General features: G+C 57.4%; 16 protein-coding genes. 8 read left to right on the top strand and 8 right to left on the bottom strand.

Annotation, left to right across the window (positions count from 1 at the left end; translation table 11 throughout):
- The first annotated feature begins 188 nt into the window (after positions 1-188).
- Entirely contained in the window at positions 189-1,376 is a 1,188-nt protein-coding gene (locus WKI41_RS07785) for a bifunctional 2-C-methyl-D-erythritol 4-phosphate cytidylyltransferase/2-C-methyl-D-erythritol 2,4-cyclodiphosphate synthase (protein ID WP_340192913.1), read from the top strand.
- Complete coding sequence (locus tag WKI41_RS07780) at positions 1,373-1,876, top strand: nicotinamide-nucleotide amidohydrolase family protein (protein WP_340192912.1); 504 nt, start codon at positions 1,373-1,375, stop codon at positions 1,874-1,876. Before WKI41_RS07785 ends, WKI41_RS07780 begins: the two co-directional genes overlap by 4 nt.
- Here the strand turns inward: WKI41_RS07780 and WKI41_RS07775 are convergent.
- Genes WKI41_RS07775 through WKI41_RS07765 form a run of 3 tightly spaced genes read right to left on the bottom strand, consistent with a single transcriptional unit; the run spans position 1,864 to position 3,493 of the window.
- Positions 1,864-2,313: a type II toxin-antitoxin system RatA family toxin gene (locus WKI41_RS07775; RefSeq protein WP_340192911.1), complete on the bottom strand. Its 450-nt coding sequence runs from the start codon at positions 2,311-2,313 to the stop codon at positions 1,864-1,866. The genes WKI41_RS07780 and WKI41_RS07775 overlap by 13 nt on opposite strands.
- 9 nt (positions 2,314-2,322) lie before the next feature.
- Complete coding sequence (locus WKI41_RS07770) at positions 2,323-2,895, bottom strand: AAA family ATPase (RefSeq protein ID WP_340192910.1); 573 nt, start codon at positions 2,893-2,895, stop codon at positions 2,323-2,325.
- 13 nt (positions 2,896-2,908) lie between these two features.
- Positions 2,909-3,493 (bottom strand): AAA family ATPase, encoded by a 585-nt coding sequence (locus tag WKI41_RS07765; RefSeq protein ID WP_340192909.1) that lies wholly within the window; start codon positions 3,491-3,493, stop codon positions 2,909-2,911.
- A gap of 189 nt (positions 3,494-3,682) precedes the next feature.
- Between WKI41_RS07765 and WKI41_RS07760 the strand changes: the two genes are divergently transcribed.
- The 3 genes from WKI41_RS07760 (at position 3,683) to WKI41_RS07750 (ending at position 5,683) form a co-directional block, all read left to right on the top strand.
- On the top strand, positions 3,683-3,865 hold the full coding sequence (locus WKI41_RS07760) for a hypothetical protein (protein WP_340192984.1): 183 nt from the start codon (positions 3,683-3,685) through the stop codon (positions 3,863-3,865).
- Between the two features lie 80 nt (positions 3,866-3,945).
- Complete coding sequence (locus tag WKI41_RS07755; RefSeq protein WP_340192908.1) at positions 3,946-4,677, top strand: AraC family transcriptional regulator; 732 nt, start codon at positions 3,946-3,948, stop codon at positions 4,675-4,677.
- Between the two features lie 73 nt (positions 4,678-4,750).
- A complete protein-coding gene (locus WKI41_RS07750; RefSeq protein ID WP_340192907.1) occupies positions 4,751-5,683 on the top strand; it encodes a DMT family transporter in 933 nt (310 codons plus the stop codon).
- A 30-nt stretch (positions 5,684-5,713) separates the two neighbouring features.
- On the opposite strand, the gene WKI41_RS07745 is transcribed toward WKI41_RS07750, so the two are convergent.
- Entirely contained in the window at positions 5,714-7,441 is a 1,728-nt protein-coding gene (locus tag WKI41_RS07745; RefSeq protein ID WP_340192906.1) for an ABC transporter ATP-binding protein, read from the bottom strand.
- A gap of 222 nt (positions 7,442-7,663) precedes the next feature.
- Between WKI41_RS07745 and WKI41_RS07740 the strand changes: the two genes are divergently transcribed.
- Positions 7,664-8,878 (top strand): AI-2E family transporter, encoded by a 1,215-nt coding sequence (locus WKI41_RS07740; RefSeq protein ID WP_425340997.1) that lies wholly within the window; start codon positions 7,664-7,666, stop codon positions 8,876-8,878.
- A gap of 9 nt (positions 8,879-8,887) precedes the next feature.
- On the opposite strand, the gene WKI41_RS07735 is transcribed toward WKI41_RS07740, so the two are convergent.
- Entirely contained in the window at positions 8,888-9,343 is a 456-nt protein-coding gene (locus WKI41_RS07735; RefSeq protein WP_340192905.1) for a GNAT family N-acetyltransferase, read from the bottom strand.
- Between the two features lie 101 nt (positions 9,344-9,444).
- Between WKI41_RS07735 and WKI41_RS07730 the strand changes: the two genes are divergently transcribed.
- On the top strand, positions 9,445-9,843 hold the full coding sequence (locus WKI41_RS07730; protein ID WP_340192904.1) for a hypothetical protein: 399 nt from the start codon (positions 9,445-9,447) through the stop codon (positions 9,841-9,843).
- 48 nt (positions 9,844-9,891) lie between these two features.
- Here WKI41_RS07730 and WKI41_RS07725 read toward each other — a convergent pair whose 3' ends face one another.
- From WKI41_RS07725 to WKI41_RS07715, 3 genes are all read right to left on the bottom strand, one after another.
- A complete protein-coding gene (locus WKI41_RS07725) occupies positions 9,892-11,028 on the bottom strand; it encodes a DUF2336 domain-containing protein (protein ID WP_340192903.1) in 1,137 nt (378 codons plus the stop codon).
- Positions 11,029-11,179: 151 nt separating this feature from the next.
- Entirely contained in the window at positions 11,180-11,785 is a 606-nt protein-coding gene (locus tag WKI41_RS07720) for a flavin reductase family protein (protein WP_340192902.1), read from the bottom strand.
- The gene (locus WKI41_RS07715; protein ID WP_340192901.1) at positions 11,785-12,366 is read right to left on the bottom strand and encodes a nitroreductase family protein; all 582 of its coding nucleotides are present in this window, start codon (positions 12,364-12,366) and stop codon (positions 11,785-11,787) included. The genes WKI41_RS07720 and WKI41_RS07715 overlap by 1 nt, the downstream gene beginning before the upstream one ends.
- 108 nt (positions 12,367-12,474) lie before the next feature.
- On the opposite strand from WKI41_RS07715, the gene WKI41_RS07710 reads away from it, so the two are divergent.
- Positions 12,475-13,455, top strand: coding sequence for a hypothetical protein (locus tag WKI41_RS07710; protein ID WP_340192900.1), 981 nt, complete (start codon positions 12,475-12,477; stop codon positions 13,453-13,455).
- Positions 13,456-13,478 lie beyond the last annotated feature (23 nt).

Here is a 13,478-nt window from a genome sequence, read left to right as displayed (position 1 = left end):
TTTGCGTGTTTTTTGATGAATATAGGCCAGCGGAATGACAAGGGATGCGTAATGACGAAGCGATAGGTGGATATCAGCCTCTAGGAGATGCCGATCACGGCTGGTCATTCGGCTTTTGAAACGTTAGATCACCGGTGTCAATCGGGCATGGCTGCAGAAACGGCATGGGTGGAATGCGGAACTCCAAGATGAAAATCGGTGTCGTCATTGTTGCAGCGGGCCGTGGCGAGCGTGCCGGGTCGCCGGAAGAAGGTCCGAAACAATATCGGCTGATCGGTGGCAGACCGGTGATTGAGCGCACGCTGAGGACTTTCCTGGCCTGGCCGGACGCCGCCAAGATTGCCGTCGTCATTCACCGCGACGACGTTGCGCTTTACGAGCCGATCGCAGCACGGCTTGCTGATCCCGATCGGATGCTCGCTATTATCGGCGGAGCGACGCGCCAGCAATCGGTTCTAGCGGGTCTCCAAGCGCTTGAAGCTGAGGGTATCACGCACGTGATGATCCATGATGCCGTACGGCCGTTCATCGATAATGCTCTTTTGGAGCGGGTAGCGGCATGTCTTGAAAGTGGAGCCGAAGCCGTCCTCCCTGCCCTTGCGGTCACCGACACGTTAAAGCGCGGCGAAGCATCGCTCGTAAAGGAAACCGTATCGCGCAACGGGCTGTTCGCTGCGCAGACGCCGCAGGCATTTCGCTACAGCGCGATCTCCGCTGCGCACCGTGATGCTGCCTCCTCGGGTCGCGACGACTTTACAGACGATGCGTCGATTGCGGAATGGTCCGGCATTCCGGTTACCCTAGTCGACGGCGCCGTCGACAACGTGAAACTCACATTGAAGCGAGATATAGCCATGGCTGACGAAAAGCTCTCTGCAGCACTTCCGGATGTGCGAACCGGCAACGGGTATGATGTCCATCAGCTGGAAGACGGCGATGGCGTGACGCTTTGCGGGATTCTCATCGCCCATGATCAAAAGCTCAAGGGTCATTCGGATGCGGATGTGGCGCTTCATGCGCTGACCGACGCACTTCTCGCCACCTGCGGTGCCGGCGATATTGGCGATCATTTCCCGCCGTCGGATCCTCAATGGAAGGGTGCCGCCTCGCGGATTTTCCTTGAACACGCGGCCAATGTCGTGCGCGGCAATGGCGGCACGATCATGAACGCGGATGTCTCGCTGATTGCAGAGGCCCCGCGCATCGGCCCGCATCGCCAGGCCATGCGCGAGAACCTCGCCGATATTCTCGGCATCTCGCTGGACCGATGCTCGGTCAAGGCAACCACCAACGAGATGATCGGCTTTGTCGGACGCCGTGAAGGTATCGCAGCGATTGCGACAGCAACGGTGGTTTACCAGCAGAGGCCGGTATGAGCATCTTTCCGAACGATATCGAAGAACAGGCTCGCCAGATCATCGCGAGCTTTTCACATGCAGGCCATATGGTGTCGACGGCGGAGAGTTGCACTGGCGGATTGATCGCAGGTGCGCTGACGGAGATTTCAGGCTCTTCCGCTGTGGTCGACCGCGGCTTCGTGACCTATACGAACGAAGCGAAGATGGACATGCTGGGCGTCGCAGACGCTACGCTTAAAGCCTATGGAGCGGTCTCCAAGGAAACGGCGCTGCAGATGGCGCACGGTGCCCTGTATCGCTCTCGTGCATCTGTTTCGGTCGCCGTCACGGGTATCGCTGGCCCCGGTGGCGGCTCTCTTGAAAAGCCGGTCGGTCTCGTGCATTTGGCGGCTAAAAGCCGCGATGGCAGGCTCATCCACAGGGAAATGCGCTACGGCGATACTGGGCGCGATGAGGTCCGCTTGGCCACCGTCAGGACAGCACTGGAAATGATTACGGAGCTATCTCACTCGGCGTAGATGCGGTCGGCGCGCGCCTCGAAGGCTTCCGCGAACATGCGGAAAGCACGATCGAACATCGAGCCCATCAACGCCCCGAGAAGACGGTTCTTGAATTCGTAGTCGATGAAGAAATAGACCGAGCACCCGCCGTCATCAGTGGGCTCAAAGCGCCAGCGATTGTCGAGATAGCGGAATGGACCGTCGAGATATTTGACGTCGATGGCGCGCTCTTCCGGCTTCAGTAAAACCTGTGTTGTGAACGTCTCGCGAATGGCCTTGTAGCCAACCGTCATATCCGCCACCAACAGCGTCTTGCCGTCACGCTCTTTCTTGGAGCGTACGGTCAGCCCATCACAGAGGGGCAAAAATTCCGGATATTTCTCCACATCGGCGACGAGATCGTACATCCGGTCGGGAGAATGGTTGACAAGACGGCGGGTTTCAAATTGCGGCATGAGCCGGAATTAAGGTGCGCTCTTGATAAGATCAAGGAGGCGGTTCGTTTCGCGGCGCGATTTCACCTGAAATATGGGAACGTCAGGACCGTAAAGATCGAAATTGCGCTCAAAGAGAGGGGCGTGACGTTTCTCAAACATCCAGATGTAGGTCAGGAAATCACGATCAGGTAAAGGTTCCGGGCAGCCTTCCGCCATGTCCGGGCGGACTCTCCCATAATTTTGCATGACACGTCGCCCAATCCCCGCCAGACATGTCCAGCGAGGTAAGCGCATCCAGAGCACTATATCTGTCCTGGGTAAGCGAACGTCGAAGGTGGAGGGATTACTTCCATCGAGTACCCAGCGATCACGAGCGATGATGTCCATGATGATGCTGTGCTGCTCGGCGCGATCGCGTTGGGTCCAGTTGGGCAGCCAACGCACATCTCGGTCGATCGAGAAGTATTCGGCCTGAATGTGCTGCGCGACTTGCCGCGAAAGCGTCGTCTTTCCCCCACCTGATGACCCTACGACCATCACGCGAGACGCATTTCTCAAAGAGCGCACGGCGTCTTCGATGTTTCCGATGTACCTAGGCATACCTTTTCTCGCTCTATCGCAATGGATCTCTGCCAATCGCCAGGTCGAGATCGCTCAGCATTCGATTGGTCTCGCGGTAGCTTTTGAGAATGATAACGGGCAACTCCGTCCGCGCCGCCTCGAGATGTTGCGTAATCTCAGGTGACTCGGCCTTTTCGAAATTCCAGATGTAGGAGAGAAATTTCACATCGATCTTTTCCGGGCAGCCCTCGGCCATTTCCGGTCGCACTTGGCCGCGGTATAGAAGCCAGCGCTGCAAGACGCTTGTCAAAGAAACCCAGCGGGGAAAGCGCAGCCAGATGACGGCATCTGTTCGAGGCAGGCGTAGCGGAAGCGTTCCTGGACTATTGCCGTCGATGATCCAGCGATCCTCAGCTGCAAAGGCGGTCATGCGCTCGACAATCTCGGGCCGTGGTCGCAGCTTCCAGCCGGGCAGCCAGAAAATGTCGCGGTCACAGGATATGTGCGGCATTGCGAGCCGCTCGGACAGACCTTTGCTCAGCGTGCTTTTGCCGTTGCCGGAGCACCCCATGACGAGGAGACGACGAGAGCCTTTGATGATTTGTGCGGCCTCTTTGACGTCCTTGACGATGATCATCCTCATCACCCCTGCATAGCTGTTCTTAGAAAATCGCTATTGCAACCCTACTGGGCGGATTGCTATTAAATTAGAACATTGTTTGCAGCCATGAGATGCAACCGAGCCAAGACGGTCGTTTTGGCGCGGTTTCGTGTCTGGCGCGTTTTTCAACCATGAACCGGACCCATGGTCCAGCCGAGAGCCACGATGGACGACTTTTCCAACATCATCAACCTTCTCGAGTCCGCCAAGCAACTCGCTTCGATGAACAGCATGCCGGTACTGGCATACCTTATCGACGTGGCGAAGTGTGAAGCGCGTGAGAATAAGCCGGTTCTGCGCAAGCGCAAGCGGGGCGAATCGACGGTCAAGCAGGAAGCTGAGGTCTGAGCTTCTGTTCCCGTTCTCCGCACTTCATGTTAGAGAGTGGCCGCGAGGCCACTTTTTGCGTTTGAAGGAAGGAGAACGCCATGCAAGCCGCATCTGTCGATCTTCGCTCCTATTCTAAGGAATGGCCGGAGGAACGGCACGCTTTCGTCCAGATCGTCGTGCCGCTTCAAGGCAGTATGGATATCGACGTAGGAGGGCTGCAGCAGCGGCTCTCGACCTCAAAGGCCGTTCTGATCAACGGCAACACCAAGCACAGCATCGTCACGTCAGACAACAACCACTCACTGATCGTCGATCTAGACGAGCGTCACATTCCCGACGCGACGTTGGAGACGTTTTGTAATCAACCGTTCATCGATCTGACCAAGCGCTCTGCATCCGTCGCTCGTCACATGCGGCGATCCATCCATGATGGGGAATGCGATTCATCGTCGACGAGACTATGGGCCGAGTTGCTCGTGGGCAGCTTCACCGATAACAGAGCGGATACGGCATCTCGATTGCTGACGCTCAAAGCACTGATCGAGATCGATCCTTTCAAAGCCTGGACAGTCGAGCGCATGGCATCCGAGGCGGAGATCAGCGCGAGCCGGTTACATGCCCTGTTTCTGGATTACTTCGATTCCACGCCGCATGCTCTGGTAGCAGACGTGCGGATGAGGAAAATCTGCGCGCTCCTCGCCGGTTCGTCCTTGCCGATTGCCGAGATCGCCGCACGAGCAGGATTCTCCGATCAGACCGCTTTGACGCGGGCTATGAAGAAGTCGCTCGGCACCACGCCCTCCGCCTATCGGCGCTGTGCGATTTCCTGAATACCAGGAGTTTATGTCAAGACAGGTCCTCCCGCGCATGGCAAACAGCCCGCCATGATTGCGAGGGCATGAGATGAACAAGACGGGTTTGGGACTTTTCTACGGAATGCTGGCGGGTGCGCTATGGGGTGGGATTTTCCTCGCACCGAAGCTCATCCCGGCGGGCTTCACCCCGTTGCAGCTTTCCACAGCCCGCTACCTGACCTATGGCATCATCGCGCTTGTGCTGATTGCGCCAAAGATCAAGCGTGTGTCGGCACAGTTCGGTCGGGCAGAATGGACCGCCCTTCTTTGGCTCAGCCTCGTCGGCAACCTGCTCTATTACGTGTTCATCTCGACTGCCGTTCAACTGAGCGGTGTCGCCTTCACCTCCATCATCATCGGCTTTCTCCCGGTCGCCGTCACCATCATTGGCAGCATGGACCATGGCGCCGTGTCGCTGAAGCGGCTCTGGCCGTCTCTCTTCTTCGGCGCTGTCGGAATCATCGGCATCTCTTGGCAATCGCTGATGCACGACGGCACACCCCTGGATGCGCGAAAGCTGATTGGGTTGGCAGCAGCAATCGGCGCGCTCGCCTCCTGGACAGCGTTTGCTGTGGGCAATGCCCGTTGGCTCGTGCGACTGCATGCCGTCAGCGCGGATGAATGGAATCTGATGACCGGCGTTGTCACCGGCGGCATCGCGCTTGTTCTTGCTGTCCCTGCTTTCGTTTTTGGCGACGTCGCCCACCCCTCGTCTGATTGGATGCAGTTTACGATGGTCGCCGTCGGTCTCGGCATCTCGGCATCCATATTCGGCAACGCGCTGTGGAACCGTATGAGCCGGCTCCTTCCACTGACCATGGTGGGGCAGATGATCCTCTTCGAAACACTCTTCGCCCTGCTCTACGGCTTCCTTTGGGAAGGCCGTGGTCCGACGATAATCGAGAGTATCGCGATCGTCTCCGTCGTTCTCAGCGTGTTGCTGTGCATGCAGGCGCATCGGCCGCGAAAAATTCCTGGGTGAGGAAATACCCTCAGCCGAGAGTTCAGCCTGTCATGCGATCAGGCCGACACCAAACTGTGCTTCATAAAGCCGGCTGTACGGCCCTCTTGCGGCGAGAAGCTGCTGGTGGTTTCCGCTCTCGACGATGCCGTTGCCATCCACCACGACAATGCGCGATGCGTCGCGGATGGTTGCCAGGCGGTGGGCGATGATGAGTGTCGTGCGTCCTTCGGCAAGCTCTCCGAGCGATTGCTGGATTGCGCGCTCGGTTTCTGTGTCGAGGGCCGACGTCGCCTCGTCTAGAATGAGGATCGGCGGGTTCTTCAAGAACATGCGGGCAATCGCGAGACGTTGCTTCTGGCCACCGGAGAGCTTGACGCCGCGCTCTCCAATCACCGTCTCCATGCCGTTGGGCATGGCTTCGATGACTTGGTCCAGACGTGCGCGCCGTGCCGCGATCCAGATATCCTCGTCGCTCGCGCCTAGCCGCCCATATTCGATGTTCTCGCGCACCGTACCGCCGAACATGAAGACATCCTGCTGGACAATGCCGATCTGGCTGCGCAACGACGCCAATGTCATATTGCGAATGTCTATGCCGTCGATGGTGATAGCACCACTCGTAACCTCGTAGAAGCGCGGCAAGAGCGAGCACAACGTCGTTTTGCCTGCACCTGACGGCCCGACGAAGGCGACGGTTTCGCCAGCACTGATCGCCAGATCGATGTTGGAGAGCACCTGCTTGCCGTCGGCGTAGCCAAAGCTTACGCCCTTGTAGGCAATGTCTCCCCGAAGAGACGGAGCCGTGATCGCGTCCGGCGCATCGGCGATATCTGGCTCAGTATCGATCAATTCTGTGAAACGACGGAAACCGGCGATGCCTTTAGGATAGGTTTCAATGACGGAGTTGATCTTCTCGATCGGGCGGAAGAAGACGTTCACGAGGAGAAGGAAGCTGACGAAGCCGCCATTTGTCAGATCGCCATGCAGCACCAGCCAGGCACCGCAGATCATGATGATCATCTGCGTCAGGCGCATGCTCATATAGCTGAGCGAGGTGCTGGCCGTCATGATCTTGTAGGCGTCGAGCTTGGTGCGGCGATAGCGCTGATTGTCCTTTTCGAACAACGCGCGCTCGTGATCCTCATTGGCGAAAGCCTGGACCACCCGCATGCCGCCGACATTCTCCTCGATACGGGCATTGAAGGCACCAACGCGATTGTAGAGCGCGCGGAAGTTGTTGGTCATTCGGGTGCCGTATCGGCTCGTGACATAGGCTGTCAGAGGCACGATGACCGCCGTGATCAGCGCCAGTGGCACGTTGACCGAGAGCATCAAGAGGAACGCGCCGATGAAGGTCATGATCGCGATGAACAGATCTTCCGGGCCGTGATGCGCGACCTCGCCGATTTCCTCCAGGTCCTTCGTCAACCGACCGACAAGGTGGCCGGTCTTCTGATTATCGAAGAAGCGGAAAGACAGCTTCTGCAGATGGTCGAAGGCGGCGCGGCGCATATCGGTTTCAATGTTGATGCCGAGCATGTGTCCCCAATAGGTGACAGTCGCCATCAGACCGGTATTGAAGACGTAGACAATCAGCAATCCGACGGATGCTGCCATGATGACCGGCCAGTTGGATGCCGGCAGGAGGACATCGACAAAAAGCTTTACCGCCATGGGAAAACCGAGTTCGAGAAGACCCGAAAACACGGCACAGGAGAAATCGAGAATGAAAAGTCCCCGATATGGGCGGTAGTAGGCAAAAAATCGGCGCAGCATGATGAACAGCCCAGAACGGAGCAGGAAACCTCAGAGGTTGTAAAAGCGCTTGTTCATTCTCACATTCATGTCAGAAGTCCAAGCTTGTTGCTCAAATTTTACCAAATTCGTTCAATATGTTTTGCGACAACATAAAAGCGAAATAACGGGGGAATAGATTGCACCCCATATCTTACCTGTGACAGTGTGACCCGCTGCTCGGGGAATGCGAAAGAGACAAGAGTGAACAAAGCCGACAATCATCATCCGGATGGCGAAACCCGGTGGCTGGACACGGCCACGCATGCTCGAATTGCACTCGTTCCATCCGTATCGGCGGCTCGCTGGCTTTTACTGCTGATCGTCGCAGCCGGCATCTACTTCTTCTACGGCTTTCTGGTTCCTGTGCTTGCCGCCCTCGTCATTGGCTTTGCGAGCTGGCCCATCTATCGGCGGTTGCTGGACCGAGTGGGCGGTAATAATACGATCGGGGCGACGATCGCGATCTTGCTGATTATCACTTTCCTTATCGTACCCATCGTGATTGCCGCGTCCTATACGGCCGGTGAGATCCGCGAATGGTTCGGCTGGGCCGTAGAGGTCAACAAGACCGGCGCCCCTGTTCCCGCATGGATTGGAGCGCTCCCAGGGGTCGGCGTCTGGCTGAGTGAACAATGGACCCGCTATGTCGGAACGCCTGGCGCAATCGGCGAAGTGATCCAACTCGTCAGCGGTGCCAATATCGGCAATATCTACCGTGCGATCGTCGCGGCTGGCAACGGAGCGTTTCACCTCGTCCTGACGCTGCTCTTCATGCTGATCGCGCTGTTTTTCGTCTACCGCAACGGCGTGGGCTTTGCCCGCCAGGTCGACCTTGTGGGCGAACGCATCCTTCCGAACCGATGGGAGCGCATCTCGCGCGTGGTTCCTGCAACCATCAGCTCTACCGTCACAGGCATGACTCTGATCGCCATTGGCGAAGGCATCATTCTTGGCATTGCCTACTGGATTGCCGGCGTCCCCTCCCCGGTGACGCTCGGCGTTCTGACCGGCGTCATGGCGCTCATACCAGGTGGTGCGCCACTTTCCTTCACGCTCGTCTCGCTCTATCTCATTGCAAGCGGCTCTCCGGCCGCAGGCATTGGCCTCTTCATCTGGGGGTCGGTGGAACTCTTCATCGTTGATAAGACGATCCGTCCACGCCTCGTCGGTGGCCCGATCAAGCTTCCCTTCCTGCCAACCTTCTTCGGTCTTGTCGGCGGCGTGAAGACAATGGGCTTCCTCGGTCTCTTCATAGGCCCGGTGCTGATGGCGCTCCTCGTCGCCGTCTGGCGCGAGTGGGTGCGCGAGGCCGAAATCTCGGCGGGAGAACCCGTGATCGTGCAAGAGGTCTTTGAGGAGGAGATAGAGCTGGTAGAAGAGCCTCCGAGACCACGTAAAACCATGGGCTCGGTCTAAGCGCCTCGTTTAGAGGCACAGCTCCATGAACATGCTGAGCGGATCCGGCTTATAAGGCGCAAACGGCTCGATTTCAACGAAGCCAGCCTTGCGGTAGAGGCCAATCGCTTCCGGCTGGCTGATGCCCGTTTCGAGGCGAATGACCGCAATGTTTAGAGCCTTCGCGCGTTCGATCAAAGCAGCCATCATCCGTTTACCGATCTGAAGGCCGCGCGCTTCGGGATCGACGAACATCCGCTTGATTTCCGCCGTGCCATCACCTGCCTCTACCAGTGCGCAACAGCCGACAATGGTGCCGTCATTTCGAGCGACGAGGAACGAGACCGTTGGCTTTTCAAGCGCTTCGAGATCGACAAGATGGTTGCTTTCGGCAGGATAGAGCGAAGCCATGTAAGCGTTCGACATATCCATAAGGCGGGCGATCTCGGGCTGACGTGGCGATTCCGGATTGATTTCTACGGGCATGCTGTTTCCATATTAACCGAGCGGCTTTAGCCGCAATAAGACTGCAATCATATTGAATGACAAGGTCAGTAGAACAGCTCTTTCCTCCGGAGAAAAGTGAAATGCGAACCGCCCTCGTCTTGATGACCATCCTCGGCTGCGACGACACGGCATCCGATTGCCGTTACGTCGCCACGCTTCAACAACGATGGACGAGCGTGGAACTCTGCGATGCCGAGTCGGAGAAGCAGCTCGGTCAGTTTACCAACGTCTCCTATCCCGTCGTGGTTGCCGTTTGCCAGATGCCGGACGCCCCGGTAGAGCAAGCTGCAACCGGACAGGACACACCGAAGGTCGAGCCGCAGACGGAAGCGCAAGAGGAAGAAAATCTGGCGCAACGCGCTATTGGCCGCGTGCGAAAAATACTCCCCTCGACAGAGGGGGTGAAGGAGGTTCTAGGCAAACCCGTGCGGATGGTCGAAGACAGCTATTCCTGGATCGCCAGACGCCTGTCCAAATAAGGGCAGAGGTGAACCCACGATCTGTGTTTTCACCCGCCTGATCGGCGATCAGGCAGCCTCGGCGATCAATTCCTGCGCGAAAGACCGTGCTCTCTGGCGCTGATCGACGATGAGAAGTTTTTCGATCATCGACATCATTTCATAGATGCTTGCATCGTTCTCCCGGCTCGAGAACATATCAAGGAGTCTTTTGGCAACCTGCTGGACTGCACCGCCATAGGGCATCTCAGCAGCCTGGCGCCACAAACGTGTTGCCTCGACGAACACCTCAAGAGCACGACCAACGAGGCCTGTCGACTGATAGAGTGCCTTGACCGCATGATGTCTTCCGGTGGCGAGGATGGAGCGGACACGCCGCTCTTCGAGGCCGGACAGAATGGACATGGCTTCGGCAAAGAAATCGAGCTTGCCCGTACAAAGAAGCTGAAGGAGGAAAGCTGGCGTCAACTGGCTCTGCCGGCATAGATGTTCGACCAGATCCGATCTGTCCTGACCGGATGCCTGCCCGGCAATCAGCGTGACTGCTGATTCGGACGCGTCCTGGACGATCTGGCGCGCGCGTGCCACAGTGATCACATGGCTGACGATCCCTGCGGATGCCAGCGCCTCTCCGACCTGGAGAACAAGCGTGTGGCGCACATCGGCAGGCAGATCGCTGCGATCCAATAATAAGCTGCGGATTTCGAACTGTTCGCCAAATCGCTCGCAGACGCGTCTTAGCGTAACTGGCGTCAGCCTGGCGGAGACATTCTCCAACATGATCACAATTTCACAATCGCCGCCGATCTCTGCCATGGCGGCGCAGACACCAGCCGTCAGATCGGCGCGCGCCGCGATCATCGCGCGAGTGAGCGACGATCCTCGACCGATGAGATCGACGAGATCCGATTCTCGAAGCACCGGCGAATTGATGATCACCGGACAAGCAATCTCGACCTGATCCTCAGCGAGCGCGATTATGATGGGACGCGGTGCGTCCTTTGAACAAGCGAGCGCTTCGGCAAGCGCCAGACGAACTTTGGGGGACGGGTCGTCAAGAAGATAGGACATCGCCATGTAGGCGCCTGCCTGCTTGTCTTTCGGCAAGGATGCCGTCACATAGGCAGCACCCAGCGCCTTTGCAGCCTTGGCCCGATCGCCAGCACGTGCCTTATCCGTCCAGCTGATAAATGCCTCTACGACCACCCTGCACCCCAAGAAATGTTTCTTATGATCCCTTGGAAGTCATCGCGACTCGTTGCCGAAGCGGCGATCACCATCCATGGGTGAAACCTAGGGGGAAAAGGTTTACGATTGGTTCACCATGTTCTTTAACCATGGTAAAAACCGGAGGCTATCAGGCCTTGGGCCGCGCCAGTTGGAAGACATCGGCGCCACCATCTGCATAATCCATGTAGCCCATGCGGGCCACCGGCCGAGCAAGCCCCATATCGATGCGACCGTCACGGATGATCGAGCCGTCGATATGAATGCCCATCACCTGTCCGAAAACCACCCAGGAGTCAGCCGCCTCGCCTTCGATATCGTGTGGCTGCACGATCTGCGTGACGCGGCATTCTAGAGCGGCAAGAGCTTCAGCCACATAAGGCGCATCGACAACCTGCCCCGTACGTGCCGTCAGGCCAGCCAGTGCGAACTCGTTGATGGCATAATCGACAGGTGCGGACGACGCATTCATCCGATCCACGAGATGGCGGCTGACGAGGCTCGCAGTAAAGACGCCGGTTTCGCGCACATTACGCAAACTGTCCTTCTGTCCGCTCGATGAGAACATCACCAGTTTGGGCTTGTCCGCTATGGCGTTGAAGAAGGAATAGGGAGAAAGATTAAGCGTACCGTCGCTTCCCTTGGAGCCGATCCAGCCGATGGGTCTTGGCGCGACGATTGCCTTAAAGGGATCGTGCGCCATGCCATGCTGGTTCTTATCTGTGGTGTAGAACATCAGGCTTCACCAACCCAAGTCACGACGTCGGCCAGTTCCGGGCGCGGACGCTCTACAGGCGGAAAAGTCGTCGAACCGATGTAGATTAGTCCAGCTACCTTTTCCCCGTTGTTTACGCCCAATTCAGGTAGAAACTCAGAATCGTAGGATACCCATTCCGTCAGCCAGTTGGCAGCATAGCCGAGGGCATTCGAAGCCATCAGCAGGTTGAGGCATACGGCACCTGCCGACATTACCTGTTCCCATTCAGGGATTTTCACGTGCGCACCAGCCTTGCTGACGACCGCGATGACGACCGGCGCTCTGGTGAAACGAGTTCTTTCGACGGATTGGAAGTCGGTGCTGAGGTCGGGGTTCTTTTTGAGTGCAAGCGCCAGCGCCGCTTCGCCCAGTCTTACCCGCTCTTCGCCACGGATGACGATGAACCGCCAGGGTGCAATCTTTCCGTGATCTGGAACGCGGACTGTCAGGCGGAGGATCTCTTCAATATCCTCCTTGCTCGGGCCCGGCTCCGTCAACTGCGGCGCGGGGGTCGAGCGTCGTACATTCAGATAGTCGATGAGCTTGATGTCAGTTTTCATAGTCGCACCGTTCCATTCGCATGCAATGTAAAGACAGGCCTTGAAATAGCCTTGCGGTTCGGATTGAAGTGGTCCCACAAAAACAAGAAGTCAATCCGGTCGAGAGAAATGACGTTCACCAAAATCGGAGCCGCTCTGTGCATCGCGCTCGCCTCAACGAGTGCGCTACCCGCCATTGCCTTCTCGCAGGATGCCTTCAAGGAATTCAAGCAGCTTGGCGGCACGCCGAAAATGCCGAAGCTGAACGCCTTCTCAGTGCCCTCGCCCAGCGAACCGGAAGCGGTCAAATCTCGTGACATCGTACTGGAAGCCAAGCTGACCCAGCAGGGTGAGCCGATGATGGAGGGGCTGGCCTGGCGGGTCTTCAGCCCGATCCCCGGTGCGGATGGCAAGCTGCCGATGCTTGCAAGCTCCGAGGGCGGCTCAGCCGAGTTTCACCTCCAACCGGGAGACTACTTCGTCAACGTCGCGTTTGGTCGTGCAGGCGTCACAAAAAAGCTCAACGTTCCTGAAAACGGCAAGATCGACAAGCAGGTTCTCATTCTCGATGCCGGTGGCTTTGTGCTCAATGCGGTTGCCGGCAACGACAAGAATATCTCCGCCAATCAGTTGAAGTTTTCCATCTACGCTTCGGAAGCCTCGGAAAACGGCGAGCGCAAGCTGGTGATGACGGATGTGAAGCCGAACACCATCGTTCGCCTCAATGCCGGAACCTATCATGTGGTATCTGAATACGGGTCAGTCAATGCGGTGGTGCGTGCTGATATCCAGGTGGAAGCTGGAAAGCTGACGGAAGCGACGCTTCAGCACCATGCCGCGCAGGTGACCCTAAAGCTCGTCTCCGAGCATGGCGGCGAAGCGATTGCCGATACGGCCTGGTCTGTACTGACGGGTGCCGGCGACGTGGTAAACGAGAGCGTCAGCGCCTTTTCCACAATGGTCTTGGCCGATGGCGAATACACCGCGATCGCTCGCAACAAGGACAAGGTTTACCAGCGCAATTTCAGGGTGAAGGCGGGCCAGGACTCGGACGTGGAAGTGCTGATGAAAGATCAGGCCCCGGAAGACGCGACAGGCGACTTCGAGTAGTTCGCGAAACACTCAGTCTCGTC

It is taken from the genome of Agrobacterium larrymoorei (genome assembly GCF_037722385.1).
Classification (GTDB): Bacteria; Pseudomonadota; Alphaproteobacteria; order Rhizobiales; family Rhizobiaceae; genus Agrobacterium; species Agrobacterium larrymoorei_C.
Note: the sequence above shows the minus strand (reverse complement) of the source record. Positions and strands in the feature narration are given on the sequence as shown.

What these genes read in the sequence shown, in the direction of transcription:
- WKI41_RS07785 (WP_340192913.1), top strand. Translation starts at nt 189, where the DNA reads ATGAAAATCGGTGTCGTCATTGTTGCAGCGGGCCGTGGCGAGCGTGCC.
- WKI41_RS07780 (WP_340192912.1), top strand. Translation starts at nt 1,373, where the DNA reads ATGAGCATCTTTCCGAACGATATCGAAGAACAGGCTCGCCAGATCATC.
- WKI41_RS07775 (WP_340192911.1), bottom strand. Translation starts at nt 2,313, where the DNA reads ATGCCGCAATTTGAAACCCGCCGTCTTGTCAACCATTCTCCCGACCGG.
- WKI41_RS07770 (WP_340192910.1), bottom strand. Translation starts at nt 2,895, where the DNA reads ATGCCTAGGTACATCGGAAACATCGAAGACGCCGTGCGCTCTTTGAGA.
- WKI41_RS07765 (WP_340192909.1), bottom strand. Translation starts at nt 3,493, where the DNA reads ATGATCATCGTCAAGGACGTCAAAGAGGCCGCACAAATCATCAAAGGC.
- WKI41_RS07760 (WP_340192984.1), top strand. Translation starts at nt 3,683, where the DNA reads ATGGACGACTTTTCCAACATCATCAACCTTCTCGAGTCCGCCAAGCAA.
- WKI41_RS07755 (WP_340192908.1), top strand. Translation starts at nt 3,946, where the DNA reads ATGCAAGCCGCATCTGTCGATCTTCGCTCCTATTCTAAGGAATGGCCG.
- WKI41_RS07750 (WP_340192907.1), top strand. Translation starts at nt 4,751, where the DNA reads ATGAACAAGACGGGTTTGGGACTTTTCTACGGAATGCTGGCGGGTGCG.
- WKI41_RS07745 (WP_340192906.1), bottom strand. Translation starts at nt 7,441, where the DNA reads ATGCTGCGCCGATTTTTTGCCTACTACCGCCCATATCGGGGACTTTTC.
- WKI41_RS07735 (WP_340192905.1), bottom strand. Translation starts at nt 9,343, where the DNA reads ATGCCCGTAGAAATCAATCCGGAATCGCCACGTCAGCCCGAGATCGCC.
- WKI41_RS07730 (WP_340192904.1), top strand. Translation starts at nt 9,445, where the DNA reads ATGCGAACCGCCCTCGTCTTGATGACCATCCTCGGCTGCGACGACACG.
- WKI41_RS07720 (WP_340192902.1), bottom strand. Translation starts at nt 11,785, where the DNA reads ATGTTCTACACCACAGATAAGAACCAGCATGGCATGGCGCACGATCCC.
- WKI41_RS07715 (WP_340192901.1), bottom strand. Translation starts at nt 12,366, where the DNA reads ATGAAAACTGACATCAAGCTCATCGACTATCTGAATGTACGACGCTCG.
- WKI41_RS07710 (WP_340192900.1), top strand. Translation starts at nt 12,475, where the DNA reads ATGACGTTCACCAAAATCGGAGCCGCTCTGTGCATCGCGCTCGCCTCA.